The following is a 13,846-nucleotide window of genomic DNA, read 5'->3' as shown; positions in this document are numbered from 1 at the left end:
GAAACAAGATCAGGCAAGAATAGCCAGTAAAAAACAAAATCCAATATTTACAATATCTTATGTTCTCACTGGCTGCTTTTTATTGCTGATTTTTCACCACATTACTTCCCGATGCAGAAGCTGGAGAAGATGCGGCCCAGCAGATCGTCGGAGCTGAATTCGCCGGTGATCTCGGAGAGGGACTCCTGCGCCAGGCGCAACTCTTCGGCCACCAGCTCGCCAGCCACGAACACTTCCAGTTGCTCTTTGGCCACCAGCAGGCGCTCGGCGGCACGCTCCAGCGCATCCAGATGGCGGCGGCGGGCCATAAAGCCCCCTTCGGTGTTGCCCTGGAAGCCCATGCAGGCTTTCAGGTGCTCGCGCAGGGCAGGCAGTCCCAGCTCGGTCTTGGCGGAGATGCGGTAGACGGCGTGGCCCAGCTCCTGACTCGGTGCCAGATCCTCGCCGGTCAGGTCGGCCTTGTTGCGAATGACGGTGAGGCCGATGTTTTTTGGCAACCGATCAACAAATTCCGGCCAGATCTCCCGCGGGTCAACCGCGTCTGTGGTGGTGCCATCCACCATAAACAGCACCCGGTCGGCCTGTTCGATCTCGGCCCAGGCGCGCTCGATACCGATCTGCTCCACCTTGTCCTGAGTGTCGCGCAGACCGGCTGTATCGATGATGTGCAGAGGCATGCCATCGAGATGGATATGCTCGCGCAGCACGTCGCGGGTGGTACCGGCAATCTCGGTGACGATGGCTGACTCGCGCCCAGCCAGGGCATTTAGCAGGCTCGATTTGCCAGCGTTGGGACGACCGGCGATCACCACCTTCATCCCTTCCCGCAGCAGGGCGCCCTGTTTGGCTTCCCCGCGCACGTCGTCCAGCTCGGACATGATGGCGTAGAGGTCGCCCGCCACCTTGCCGTCGGAGAGGAAGTCGATCTCCTCGTCCGGGAAGTCGATGGCCGCTTCCACATAGATGCGCAGCCGGATCAGGCTCTCCACCAGTTGCTGGATTTTGCTGGAGAACTGCCCCTGCAGGGAGTGCATGGCGCTGCGGGCGGCCTGTTCGCTGGAGGCTTCGATAAGGTCAGCGATAGCTTCGGCCTGGGCCAGATCCAGCTTGTCGTTGATGAAGGCGCGCTCGCTGAACTCGCCGGGGCGGGCAGGGCGGATGCCATCGATTTTCAGAATGCGGCGGATCAGCATGTCCATGATGACGGGGCCGCCGTGGCCCTGCAGCTCCAGCACATCCTCGCCGGTGAAGCTGTTGGGAGCTTTGAACAGCAGGGCGATGCCCTGATCCAGTATCTGGCCTTGCTCATCCTTGAACGGCAGATATTCGGCGTAGCGCACCCGCGGGAGCTTGCCGAGCACTATCCCGGCGACCTGTTCGGCGGCGGGGCCGGAGACCCGGACTATGCCGACGCCACCACGGCCTGGCGCGGTGGCCTGGGCCACGATCGTATCTGTTGTCATCTTGCTTGGCTCGTTTGTTCGCTGATAGGAAAACGTAGTGGGAGACATTGTAATAAAAAAGGCGGCCCGAAGGCCGCCTCTTTTGTCATCACGGGAAGATTAGCTGCGTGAATGCAGTCCTTTCTTCTCCAGCTGACGATAGATGATGGTCTGCTGGATGATGGAGATGACGTTGCTCACCAGCCAGTAGAGAGTCAGGCCAGCCGGGAACCAGAGGAACATGAAAGTGAAGATGATCGGCATGAACTGCATCACTTTCTGCTGCATCGGGTCGGTTACGGTGGTCGGGCTCATCTTCTGCAGATACCACATGGAGGCACCCATGAGGATTGGCAGCACGAAGAAGGGGTCCTTCACTGACAGGTCAGTGATCCACAGGGCAAACGGCGCGTGACGCAGTTCGACGGACTCCATCAGTGCCCAGTAGAGGGCGATGAAGATCGGCATCTGAACCAGGATCGGCAGGCAGCCACCCAGCGGGTTGACCTTCTCCTTCTTGTACAGCTCCATCATGCCCTGAGACATCTTCTGGCGGTCGTCGCCGAAGCGCTCGCGCAGTGCCGCAATCTTGGGTTGCAGCATGCGCATCTTGGCCATGGAGGTGTACTGGGCCTTGGTCAGCGGGAACATGATGCCGCGTACCAGCAGGGTCAGCATGATAATGGCCAGACCCCAGTTCTGGACGAAACCGTGGAACACGGTCAGCAGCCAGTGCAGCGGTTGGGCGATGAACCACAGCCAGCCGTAGTCGACGGTCAGGTCGAGATGGTTAGCCACCTTGGCCATCTGGTCTTGCAGCTTGGGGCCAACCCACAGTTTGCTGGTCACTTCGGCCTGTTGACCGGCAGCCACGTCAACCATCGGCGCCTTGTAACCGATGATGGCCTGGCCTTGACCCGGGATCACGCGGCTGTAGAAGCTGTTGGTATCGTCGGCATTCGGAGCCCAGGCAGAGACGAAGTAGTGTTGCAGCATGGCGACCCAACCACCCTTGGTGGTCTTGTTCAGGTCGGTATCCTTCATCTCGTCGAAGGTGTACTTCTTGTAGCGGGTATCTTCAGTGGAGAAGGCACCACCACGGTAAGCGCTGGCTACCATGGCATGACCTTCCTGATCCTTCGGTGTGGCTACGGTCTGCTTCAGCTGACCATAGAACTGCACCTGAACCGGCTCGGCAGATTTGTTGTCGATCTTGTAATCAACGCCAACGGCATAGTCGCCACGCTTGAGGATGAACTCCTTGGTGAAGACCACGCCCTTGCTGTCGGTCCAGGTCATCGGAACGACGACTTGATCCTGACCATCGGCCAGCTGATAGCTGGTCTGGGCGGCTTCATAGGTAGGACGACCTTCGGCCTGACTGTCCGGACCGTTGCGACCCACCAGACCGCTCTGGGCGATATAGAGGTGCTCAGGCTTGCTGGTCAGCAGCACGAACGGTTGGTCCTTGCCCTCTTCCAGTTTGTGAGACAGCAGTTCGGCAGACACGATGTCGCCACCCTGGGTATCCAGGGTCAGCTTGAGCACGTCAGAGGAGACGGTGATCAGCTTGCGTGCGGCAGTCGCATTGGCTTGCTCGGAAACCTGAGGAATATCACCGGTCTGACCGGCTTCAGGTACGAAATGTTCGGTTTGGGCCACGGTAGTCGGGGCCGGCTTCGGAGCCTTGTCGGACTCCCACTGTTGCCAGAGCAGAAAGCTCACGAACAGCAAACCGATCAGGAGTAGATTGCGTTGTGATTCCATAGTTTTCAGTTTCTTCGCTTTGGTTGCGGAACCGGGTCATAACCACCCTCGGATAAGGGATGGCATTTTAATAGACGTTTGCTGGCTAACCAAACGCCTTTTATGAAACCGTGAAGTCGGATGGCTTCTATCGCAAATTGGGAACAAGTCGGGGTAAAACGGCAGCGCGGCCCGAGCAGAGGGCTAATGATTAGCTGATACAGGCGTATCAGTTTGATAGCTACCCATTGCAACGGCGTGACAGGGTGCGCCATAGCTTTTCCAGTAACTTGAACAGTTCCTCGTTATCCATCTCTTTCACACCGGCCTTGGCGATCACCACGATGTCGATAGCGGGCAGCTGATGTTGTTTGAGGCGGAAACTTTCCCGAACCACCCGTTTGACACGATTACGCCAAACGGCACGCTTGAGTGCTTTTTTGGGCACAGCGAGACCAAGACGAGGGTGTTCGAGCGAATTGGGAGAAGCGAGAAGGGTTATCTGCGGAGAGGCGGCCCGGACAGGCTCGGCGAAAACGCGTTTGAAGTGTTCGGGAGTTAACAGACGTAACTCCCGAGAGAAGGTGTGCTGGGTAGGCATTAGACTACCAGGCGGGCACGACCCTTGGCACGACGAGCGGCCAGAACTTTACGACCGTTGGCAGTTGCCATGCGGGCGCGGAAACCGTGAGAGCGCTTGCGCTTCAGGTTGGACGGTTGAAAAGTACGTTTCATGATTCGATTCCGTATTTCTGTACAGTTTTGATTGTCACACTTAGCCGACGCGCCAGCTATAGCGTGTGACGACTAGCAAAAGAGGCCGAATTCTAAACAGAGTTCGGCTTTTAGTCAATCCGCCGTTCCCTCTCATCCTGCCATGGTCTTGAAAAGGCCACTGCCGAGCGTGAGGATCCAGAGGATCAAGGGCTCCGGATTATACTGGCAACCCGGGGTTAAACAAGGGATCCCTCAATAAAAAAGGCGGCCAAGCCGCCAAAGAGAGAGCTATTTAAGGACTTTCCGCAAGAACTCCCGGGTACGGGGATCCTTGGGATCGACCAATATCTGATCCGGCGGGCCCTGCTCGACGATCCGCCCACCTTCCATGAAGATCACCCGATCGGCAACATCACGAGCAAATTCAATCTCATGAGTCACCACCACCATGGTCTGGTGCTGGCGGGCCAACTCTTTCATCAGTCCCAAAACCTCGTCGACCCACTCGGGATCGAGGGCCGAGGTGGGCTCGTCAAACAGGATCACCTTGGAGTGTGCCGCCATGGCGCGGCCAATGCCGACCCGCTGCTGCTGGCCGCCGGAGAGGGAGGCCGGATAGGCATCCTGCTTGTCGGCGAGGCCAATGTCCTTGAGGATGCCGAGCGCTGTGGCGCGGGCCTCCGCTTTTGGCTGCTTCCAGACGGTGATCAGCCCTTCGGCGATGTTGTCGAGCGCCGTCTTGTTGGCAAACAGGGCGTAGTTCTGGAACACGAAGGAGGCCCGCTTGCGCAGCTCGATCGCCTGCTGTTCGCTGGCCTTGGCCAGATTCAGCTTGAGATCGTCGATGGCAAGGGTGCCCGCATCCGGGGTCTCCAGCAGGTTCAGGCAGCGCAACAGGGTCGACTTGCCGGTGCCGGAGGGGCCGATGATGACGACAATTTCCCCCTTTTTGACCTCCAGATCGATACCGTTGAGCACCTGATTGCCGTGATATGCCTTGGAGAGGCCGGTTAGCTTGATCATGAGAGCCCTCCTTTAATAGGCACGGTTGAGACGGACTTCCAGCAGATGCTGCAAGCGGGTAAAGAAGATCACCACCACCCAGTAGATCAGCGCCACCGCCATAAAGCTCTCGAAGAACTTGAAGGAGGAGGAGGCTTCCATCTGCGCCTTGCCCATGATCTCGGCCACTCCCAGAGTGAAAGCCAGCGAGGTGCTCTTGATCATGTCGATGAAGTAGTTCATCAGCGACGGGGTGGCGATACGGGCCGCCTGCGGCAGGATGATCCGCTGCATCGCCTGATAACGGCTCATGCCGATACTGAGCGCCGCTTCCATCTGGCTTTTGTGAATGCCGAGGATGGCTGCGCGGATCGACTCGGCCATGTAGGCGGCGAAGTGCAGGGTCAGACCGACGATGGCGGCGGTAAAGGCATCCATCCCCACGAAGATCGGGAACAGTTGCGGCAGTCCGTAGTAGAGCAGAAACAGCTGAACGAGTAGCGGTGTACCCCGAAAGAACGAGATATAGAGCATCGCCAGCCAGTGAATCGCGGGGACGCGAAACACCCGTACTATCGCCAGGGCCAGCGAGAGTACGAGTGCCAGCACGAATCCCCACAGGGCCATTTCCATCGTGGTGCCCAGGTATTTGAGCAGGATGGGAAACAGCCCCAGCGTGTATTCGAGGTCAAATTCCATCATTTATTTGTCGGTGATGTCGGAAGCGAACCATTTCTCGGAGATCTGACGCAGGGAGCCATCCTTGCGCATGGCGGTCAGGGCCTCGTCGACCTTCTTCAGCAGCGCCTGTTTCTCCGGGGTCTTCAGGAAGGGCAGTGCGTTCTCGATTGTCTCGAACGGTGCGCCAGCCTGTTGCAGCGGCAGCTTGGACTCTTTGATCAGCTGGGCGGTGGAGACGCGGTCCATCACGAAGGCATCGATGCGACCCAGCGCGACATCCTGCTCGAAGGCGGAGTCATAGGTGCGGATATCGATCTTCTTGTTCGGGTCGTTCTTGCGCAGCAGCTCTTCGAAGTTGGAACCCAGGTTCACGGCCACCTTCTTGCCTTCCAGATCCTTGATACCGTGGATGGTGCTGTTGCCCTTGCGGACCACGATCTGGGCGCCGTCATAGACGTAAGGCTGGGAGAAGTCGTACTTCGCCTTGCGCTCGTCGGTGATGGTGATCTGGTTGGAGATGGTGTCGATGCGGCCGGTTTCCAGCATGCCGAACAGGCCGGAGAAGCTGGCGGTCACGAATTCGACCTTGTAGCCGGTGCGCTCGCCGATCTGGTTCCACATATCCACTTCAAAGCCCTGCAGCTTGTCCTGCTTGACGAAGGTGAACGGGAAATATTTGCCAGACATGCCGACCTTGATGGTCTCCTGGGCGATGGCCTGACCGGACAGGGTGGCGAGCAGGATGGCTGCGCCGGAAATCAGTTTGATGGATGTTTTCATGGTGTTTCTCTCTCTCAATGTCTTGTATTTGTAGTTGTAATAACTGGTTTGGCCCTGATGTTATTGGAATAAAATTTAAAAAATAAATGACATTTGGTTATATGAAATAACAGGAGAGAAGCACGGGATCGATCAATCAGGACGGTGGATCAAGCTGTGGGTAACTTTGGGGATGAAATCCGATCCAAAGGCGCTGGATCCTTGAAAGTCAAGGATCTTATTTGCTGGATCCACCGGGCGATGGCTGGAGATCCGGCGGCTAAAAACGTAGAATAGCCGGTCTTTAGTTAATCAATCGACAGGAGTTTAGAGTGACTGCTTCGCTATGGCAGCAGTGCCTTAACCGGCTGCAAGATGAGTTGCCCTCGGCAGAATTCAGCATGTGGATCCGGCCGCTTCAAGCGGAGTTGAGTGACAATACTCTGACCCTGTATGCACCGAATCGCTTTGTTCTGGACTGGGTACGAGACAAGTATCTCATCCGGGTTAACGGCATCATCAACGAACTCTGCGGGGTCGACGGCCCCGCCCTGCGTTTTGATATAGGTAATCGTCCCCATCCTGTTGCTGTCGCCAGAGCGCCGGTACAGGGTGCCGCGCCTGTGAATAACTTGCAGAAGAGCTGGGAAAGCAAGGCTGAAGCCAAGCCCGAGCCGAACCACAAGAGCAACACCAACGTGAACTATACCTTCGAGAATTTCGTCGAGGGTAAGTCCAACCAGTTGGCGCGTGCGGCTGCCCGTCAGGTAGCGGACAATCCGGGGGGTGCTTACAACCCGCTGTTCCTCTATGGCGGCACCGGCCTGGGTAAAACCCACCTGCTGCACGCCGTTGGCAATGCCATCAAGGAGAGTAAAAAAGATGCCAAAGTCATCTATATGCACTCCGAGCGGTTTGTTCAGGACATGGTGAAAGCGCTGCAAAACAACGCCATTGAAGAGTTCAAGCGTTACTACCGCAGCGTCGATGCCCTGCTCATCGATGACATCCAGTTTTTCGCCAACAAGGAGCGCTCCCAGGAGGAGTTCTTCCATACCTTCAATGCCTTGCTGGAAGGTAACCAGCAGATCATCCTGACCTCGGATCGCTATCCGAAGGAGATCAACGGTGTCGAGGATCGCCTCAAGTCCCGCTTCGGCTGGGGCCTGACCGTGGCGATCGAGCCGCCGGAGCTGGAGACCCGCGTCGCGATCCTGATGCGCAAGGCAGACGAGAACCAGATCCATCTGCCGGATGAAGTGGCCTTCTTCATTGCCAAACGTCTGCGATCCAACGTCCGTGAACTGGAAGGTGCCCTCAACCGGGTTATCGCCAACGCCAACTTCACCGGCCGTGCCATCAACATCGATTTTGTGCGCGAAGCGCTGCGCGACCTGTTGGCACTGCAGGAGAAGCTGGTCACCATCGACAATATCCAGAAGACGGTGGCGGAGTACTACAAGATCAAGCTGGCGGATCTGCTCTCCAAGCGTCGTTCCCGCTCTGTTGCTCGTCCGCGCCAACTGGCGATGGCACTGGCCAAGGAGCTGACCAACCACAGTTTGCCGGAGATAGGTGATGCCTTTGGTGGCCGTGACCACACTACCGTTCTTCATGCCTGCCGCAAGATCGAGCAGCTGAAGGAGGAGAGTCACGACATCAAGGAGGACTATTCCAACCTGATCCGTACCCTTTCTTCCTGATAACGGAATCGAGTGGACAGATGCAGCGCGAATATTCCAACCTGATCCGAATCTTTTCCTCCTAATCACAACGGAGAGCACAGATGCAGCTCGAAATTAGCCGTGAGGCCCTGTTACGTCCTCTGCAACTGGTGTCCGGCGCCCTCGGCGGCCGACCGACCCTGCCGATCCTCGGCAACGTGCTGCTTGATGTCAGCAACGGTCTGCTGTCACTGACCGGCACCGATCTCGAAGTAGAGATGATCGGTCAGGTCTATCTGAACGGGGCCAGCGAAGATGGCCGCACCACAGTACCGGCGCGCAAGCTGCTGGATATCTGCCGTGGTCTGCCGGAAAGCGCCGAGATCCGTCTCAATACCGAAGGCGAGCGCCTGATCATCCGGTCCGGTCGTTCCCGCTTCAACCTATCGACCCTGCCGGCGACCGAGTATCCGAACATCGAGGATTGGGAATCCGTGCTCGAGTTCGATATCAGCCAGCTGGAGCTGAAGAAGCTGATCGATGCGACCCAGTTCTCCATGGCCAGCCAGGATGTTCGTTACTACCTGAACGGTATGCTGTTCGAGAGCGAAGGTCACGGTCTGCGCACCGTGGCGACCGACGGTCACCGTCTGGCTACCTGCCGCCGCGAGGTGGTCGGGGAATCGCTGCCCGATCATCAGGTTATCCTGCCGCGCAAAGGGGTACTGGAGCTGGTGCGTCTGCTGGAAGCGGAAGATAAGCCGGTACGTCTGCAGATCGGTCGCAGCAACCTGCGTGCAGCCCTCGACGGCTTCATCTTCACCTCCAAGCTGGTGGATGGCCGCTTCCCGGACTGGCGCCGCGTCATTCCGCGCAACAGCGACAAGGCGCTCATCGCCGGCCGTGAGGATCTGCGTCAGGCGTTTGCCCGCGCCGCCATCCTCTCCAACGAGAAATTCCGTGGGGTGCGTCTCAATCTGCAGGAAAACCTGCTGCGCATCACCGCCAACAACCCGGAACAGGAAGAAGCCGAAGAGCTGCTTGACGTACAATATGCCGCTGGCGAGATGGAGATCGGCTTTAACGTCTCTTATGTGCTCGACGTGCTGAATACGTTAAAATGTGACCAAATCCGGATTAGCCTGAGCGATTCCATCAGCAGTGCCATTATTGAGGATTTTGAACATCAGGATGCTCAGTACGTGGTGATGCCGATGCGGATCTAGTCGTGTCCCTGGTCAAACTCCAGCTCAGCGACTTTCGCAATATCCAGCAAGCCAGTCTCAAGCTGTCGCCCGGCCTCAACATTCTGGTCGGGTGCAATGGCAGCGGCAAGACCAGCGTGCTGGAAGCCATTCACTACCTTGGTCTGGGGCGCTCCTTTCGCACTCATTTGACCGGGCGGGTCATCCGCCAGGGGGAGAGGGCCTTTACCCTGTTTGCCCAGTGTGAACTGGAGGGGCGTCAGGTACCGATCGGTCTTGCCAAAGACAAGAGTGGCGAGACCCAGCTCAAGATTGCCGGGGCGCAGGCCCAGCGGCTGGCCGATCTGGCGGAGCTGTTGCCGGTGCAGTTGATCCATCCCGATGGCTTCAACCTGCTGACGGGCGGGCCTCAGGCTCGCCGCGCCTGGCTCGATTGGGGTGTCTTCCATCAGGAGCCGACCTTCTTTGCCCTCTGGGGGCGAGTGCGGCGGCTGCTGAAACAGCGCAATGCGCTGCTGCGCCAGAGCACCCAGTACCGCCAGCTGGCGTTCTGGGATCAGGAATTGGTGCGGCTGGGGGGTGAGTTGGCCGAGTTTCGCGCCAGTTATTGTCAGGCCATTACGCCCCTGATCAAGGAGATGACGGCGGATTTTCTGCCGGAATTCGATATCAGTCTCGGCTTTTACCGGGGCTGGGAGAAAGATACTCCCCTCGGCGATTTGCTGGAGGCGGGGTTTGAGCGGGATCGGGCGCTGGGCTATACCGGTGTCGGTCCACAGAAAGCCGATGTGCGCCTCAAGGCGAACGGGGTACCCGCTCAGGATATTTTGTCCCGGGGTCAGCTGAAGTTGCTGGTCTGCGCCATGCGACTGGCCCAAGGGCTCTATTTGAATCAACATAGCAGCCGTGGCTGTATTTTTTTAATTGACGATTTTGCCTCTGAACTGGATGTCGACAAGCGCCGCTTGCTGGCCGCAAGGCTGAAGCAGTGTGCGTCCCAGGTGTTTATCACCGCCATCGACACCGGTCAGCTCGCAGACATGATGGATGCGAATGACTGCAAGTTGTTCCACGTGGAACAGGGTAAAATCTCCGAAACGTTAGAGAAGGCAGAGAGTAAGCTATGAGTGAAAATACTTACGACTCCTCGAATATCAAGGTGCTGAAGGGCCTGGATGCGGTCCGCAAGCGCCCGGGGATGTATATCGGCGATACGGATGATGGCTCGGGTCTGCACCACATGGTGTTCGAGGTCGTCGATAACTCCATTGACGAGGCGCTCGCTGGCTACTGCTCCGATATTCAGGTCAAGATCCATTCCGATGGCTCCGTCTCCGTGCGCGATAACGGCCGTGGTATTCCGGTCGATATTCACCCGGAAGAGGGCCGCTCCGCCGCAGAGGTCATCATGACCGTGCTGCACGCTGGCGGTAAGTTCGATGACAACTCCTACAAGGTATCCGGCGGCCTGCATGGCGTGGGTGTCTCCGTCGTTAACGCCCTCTCTGACAAGTTGTTGCTGACTATTCGTCGTAACGGCCACGTCTACGAACAGACCTATCATCTGGGTGAGCCGCAAGCTCCGCTCAAGCAGATTGGCGACAGCACCGGCACCGGTACTGAAGTTCGCTTCTGGCCAAGCCCGACCATCTTCAGCGACACCCTGTTCCACTACGAGATCCTGGCCAAGCGCCTGCGCGAGCTCTCCTTCCTCAACTCCGGTGTTTCCATCCGTCTGATGGATGAGCGTGACGGCCGTGAGGCGCATTTCTGCTACGAGGGTGGCATCAAGGCATTCGTTGAATACCTGAACCAGAACAAGACCCCGATCCACCCGAAGGTGTTCCATTTCACTACCGAGCAGGATGGGATTGGTGTTGAAGTGGCGATGCAGTGGAACGATGCCTATCAGGAAGGGGTCTACTGCTTCACCAACAACATCCCGCAGCGGGATGGTGGTACTCACCTCGTTGGCTTCCGCACCGCGCTGACCCGTACTCTGAACTCCTATATGGACAAAGAGGACTACAGCAAGAAGGCCAAGTCTGCCGCCAGTGGCGACGACGTGCGTGAAGGTCTGATTGCCGTTATCTCCGTCAAGGTGCCGGATCCCAAGTTCTCATCCCAGACCAAAGACAAACTGGTCTCTTCCGAAGTGAAGACCGCCGTTGAACAGGCGATGGGTGAGAAGCTGGCTGACTTCCTGCTGGAAAACCCGGGCGATGCCAAGATCGTGGTCAACAAGATCATCGATGCGGCCCGTGCCCGTGAAGCGGCCCGCAAAGCCCGCGAACTGACCCGCCGCAAAGGCGCGCTGGATATCGCCGGTCTGCCCGGCAAGCTGGCTGACTGTCAGGAAAAAGACCCGGCTCTCTCCGAACTCTACATAGTGGAAGGGGACTCTGCTGGCGGTTCCGCCAAGCAGGGTCGTAACCGGAAGAACCAGGCCATTCTGCCGCTCAAGGGCAAGATCCTGAACGTGGAGAAGGCCCGTTTCGACAAGATGATCTCCTCACAAGAGGTGGGCACCCTGATCACCGCACTGGGCTGCGGTATCGGTCGCGACGAGTACAACCCGGACAAGCTGCGTTATCACAACATCATCATCATGACCGATGCGGACGTCGATGGTGCGCACATCCGAACCCTGCTGCTGACCTTCTTCTATCGTCAGATGCCGGAAATCATCGAACGTGGCTATGTCTACATTGCCCAGCCGCCGCTCTACAAGGTGAAGAAGGGCAAGCAGGAGCAGTATCTGAAAGACGAAGATGCGCTGCTGCAGTACCAGACCGCCATGGCGCTGGATGGTGCGACCCTGCACGTTAACGAATCTGCCCCGGCTATCGGTGGCGAGGCACTGGAGCGTCTGGTCAACCAGCACCGCTCGGTGACTCACCTGATCACCCGCATGTCTCGTCGTGCGCCGGAAGCCGTGCTGACCCAGCTGATCTATCAGCCGGAGTTGAATGAAGCGCTGCTGAACAGCGAGAACGATCTGCTGGCCTGGTGTCAGGGTATGGAAGCCGTGCTCAACGAGAGCAACCACGGTATCCAGTACCAGATCCAGGTTCGTCGTGACGAAGAGCGCAGCCTGTACGTGCCGCACGCCGTGGTACGTCAGCACGGTGTCGACCGCGAATATCCGCTCAGCTACGACTTCCTGCAATCCGGTGAGTACCGTCAGCTGGTTTCGCTGGGCAAGGAGATCGCCAACCTGATCGAGGAGGGTGGTTTCATCAAGCGTGGCGAGAAGGTGAAGCCGGTTGCCAACTTCGTAGAAGCCGTCGAGTGGCTGATGGGCGAAGGCAAACGCGGCATCTACATCCAGCGCTATAAAGGGCTGGGTGAGATGAACCCGGACCAGTTGTGGGAAACCACCATGGATCCGGAAGCCCGCCGCATGCTGCGCGTCACCATCGACGACGCCGTCGGTGCTGACCAGCTCTTCTCCACCCTGATGGGTGATGCCGTTGAGCCCCGTCGTGACTTTATCGAGACCAACGCCCTGCGCGTAGCCAACCTCGACGTCTAATCGATGCAGTCAGACAGATAGTAAAAAGCCGCTCCTTGTGAGCGGCTTTTTTGTTTTTGGGGAATTGAAAGCATGTTCCACGTGAAACGTGGAGCCTGATTATGTTGCCCGACTACCACGAAAAGAGCGTCGCCACTCGCTGGGGGAGATGGCAAAGCGGGCACGGAAGTGATTGCGCAGGGAGGTGGCACTCTTGAAGCCGACCAGCTCAGCGATGCGATCGATGGAATGGCCGCTTACCTCCAGCAGTTCCTGACTGCGCCTGAGCCGCTCCGCCAGCAGCCATTCACCCACCGAGAGGCCGGTAGCCTGATGAAAACGGCGGGTAAAGGTGCGGCGGCTCATCAGGGTGTGGGCCGCCAGAGAATCCAGGGTGTGGGGTTCGGCCAGATGGGCACGCAGGTGATCGAGCAACTGGTTCATCCTGACATCGCGAGTGGAGGCGGGCACCGGCTGTTCGATAAACTGGGCTTGGCCCCCTTCCCGGTGAGGCGGGATCACCAGCCTCCGTGCCACCTTGTTGGCGATGGCCGAGCCGTGGTACTGGCGTACCAGATAGAGGCAGCAGTCCAGCCCGGCGGCAGTGCCTGCCGAGGTGACCAGCCCATCGTCATCCACATAGAGGGCGTTGGTATCGAGTTGCACGCAGGGAAAGCGGTGGCAGAAATCCTGTTCGTACTCCCAGTGGGTCGATGCCTTGCGACCATTGAGCAGCCCGGCGTAGGCGAGCACATAGGTGCCGAGACAGAGCCCGACCAGTCGGGCACCTCTGGCTCTGGCGGCAATCAGGGCATCGAGCAGCGCTGCGGGTGGCCGTGCTGCCGGGTCGTGCCAGAAGGGGATGACAATGATCTCCGCCTCGGCCAGCATCTCCAGCCCATGGGGAGCCTGAATGGTGAAGCCTTGCGCCGAGTGTGAATGAGGGTTGCCATCGCCGCAGCAGATCTTGAGCTCGAACAGCGGCTGGCCCGGCAGGATGTCGCCGAAGATGAGACAGGGGACGGCGCAGTGAAAAGGGCTGAAGTGATCGAAGGTCACCACGGCAACGATCGGGGTGGGCATTATGTTGACTCCTCTCTGCGCGCAGACCACTCA

At 58.1% G+C, this 13,846-nt stretch carries 13 protein-coding genes; 4 read left to right on the top strand and 9 right to left on the bottom strand.

Annotated features, from left to right (window positions below; translation table 11 throughout):
- Nucleotides 1-101: 101 nt before the first annotated feature.
- The 8 genes from mnmE to G5179_RS11245 all read right to left on the bottom strand — a co-directional run bounded on the left by mnmE (nt 102) and on the right by G5179_RS11245 (nt 6,368).
- Nucleotides 102-1,463 (bottom strand): tRNA uridine-5-carboxymethylaminomethyl(34) synthesis GTPase MnmE, encoded by a 1,362-nt coding sequence (gene mnmE, locus G5179_RS11280; protein WP_421251485.1) that lies wholly within the window; start codon nt 1,461-1,463, stop codon nt 102-104.
- A 99-nt stretch (nt 1,464-1,562) separates the two neighbouring features.
- Nucleotides 1,563-3,209 (bottom strand): membrane protein insertase YidC, encoded by a 1,647-nt coding sequence (gene yidC / locus G5179_RS11275; RefSeq protein WP_421251486.1) that lies wholly within the window; start codon nt 3,207-3,209, stop codon nt 1,563-1,565.
- Between the two features lie 5 nt (nt 3,210-3,214).
- Nucleotides 3,215-3,463, bottom strand: a complete 249-nt coding sequence (yidD, locus tag G5179_RS11270; RefSeq protein WP_075116235.1) for a membrane protein insertion efficiency factor YidD — start codon at nt 3,461-3,463, stop codon at nt 3,215-3,217.
- The gene (rnpA, locus tag G5179_RS11265; protein ID WP_005342318.1) at nt 3,430-3,789 is read right to left on the bottom strand and encodes a ribonuclease P protein component; all 360 of its coding nucleotides are present in this window, start codon (nt 3,787-3,789) and stop codon (nt 3,430-3,432) included. Before rnpA ends, yidD begins: the two co-directional genes overlap by 34 nt.
- Complete coding sequence (rpmH, locus tag G5179_RS11260; RefSeq protein ID WP_005307156.1) at nt 3,789-3,923, bottom strand: 50S ribosomal protein L34; 135 nt, start codon at nt 3,921-3,923, stop codon at nt 3,789-3,791. The genes rnpA and rpmH overlap by 1 nt, the downstream gene beginning before the upstream one ends.
- Nucleotides 3,924-4,193: 270 nt before the next feature.
- The gene (locus G5179_RS11255) at nt 4,194-4,928 is read right to left on the bottom strand and encodes an amino acid ABC transporter ATP-binding protein (protein WP_040068428.1); all 735 of its coding nucleotides are present in this window, start codon (nt 4,926-4,928) and stop codon (nt 4,194-4,196) included.
- Between the two features lie 12 nt (nt 4,929-4,940).
- Nucleotides 4,941-5,609 carry an amino acid ABC transporter permease gene (locus G5179_RS11250; RefSeq protein WP_019445518.1) on the bottom strand — a complete coding sequence of 223 codons (669 nt, stop codon included), beginning with the start codon at nt 5,607-5,609 and terminating at the stop codon, nt 4,941-4,943.
- Nucleotides 5,610-6,368, bottom strand: coding sequence for an amino acid ABC transporter substrate-binding protein (locus G5179_RS11245; protein ID WP_005339308.1), 759 nt, complete (start codon nt 6,366-6,368; stop codon nt 5,610-5,612). It abuts the gene before it with no gap.
- Nucleotides 6,369-6,679: 311 nt separating this feature from the next.
- Here G5179_RS11245 and dnaA point away from each other — a divergent pair, with 311 nt between their 5' ends.
- The 4 genes from dnaA (at nt 6,680) to gyrB (ending at nt 12,751) form a co-directional block, all read left to right on the top strand.
- Nucleotides 6,680-8,050, top strand: a complete 1,371-nt coding sequence (dnaA, locus tag G5179_RS11240) for a chromosomal replication initiator protein DnaA (protein WP_005339307.1) — start codon at nt 6,680-6,682, stop codon at nt 8,048-8,050.
- A gap of 83 nt (nt 8,051-8,133) precedes the next feature.
- Entirely contained in the window at nt 8,134-9,237 is a 1,104-nt protein-coding gene (gene dnaN / locus G5179_RS11235; protein ID WP_421236167.1) for a DNA polymerase III subunit beta, read from the top strand.
- Nucleotides 9,238-9,239: 2 nt separating this feature from the next.
- Nucleotides 9,240-10,343 (top strand): DNA replication/repair protein RecF, encoded by a 1,104-nt coding sequence (gene recF, locus G5179_RS11230; protein ID WP_005339305.1) that lies wholly within the window; start codon nt 9,240-9,242, stop codon nt 10,341-10,343.
- Nucleotides 10,340-12,751 (top strand): DNA topoisomerase (ATP-hydrolyzing) subunit B, encoded by a 2,412-nt coding sequence (gene gyrB, locus G5179_RS11225; RefSeq protein WP_421258376.1) that lies wholly within the window; start codon nt 10,340-10,342, stop codon nt 12,749-12,751. The genes recF and gyrB overlap by 4 nt, the downstream gene beginning before the upstream one ends.
- Nucleotides 12,752-12,850: 99 nt before the next feature.
- Here gyrB and G5179_RS11220 read toward each other — a convergent pair whose 3' ends face one another.
- Nucleotides 12,851-13,813 (bottom strand): helix-turn-helix domain-containing protein, encoded by a 963-nt coding sequence (locus G5179_RS11220; protein ID WP_421251488.1) that lies wholly within the window; start codon nt 13,811-13,813, stop codon nt 12,851-12,853.
- Nucleotides 13,814-13,846 lie beyond the last annotated feature (33 nt).

The organism is Aeromonas sp. 600886 (assembly GCF_049174935.1).
Lineage (GTDB): Bacteria > Pseudomonadota > Gammaproteobacteria > Enterobacterales > Aeromonadaceae > Aeromonas > Aeromonas veronii_A.
This window is presented reverse-complemented; position numbering and strand designations above follow the sequence as displayed.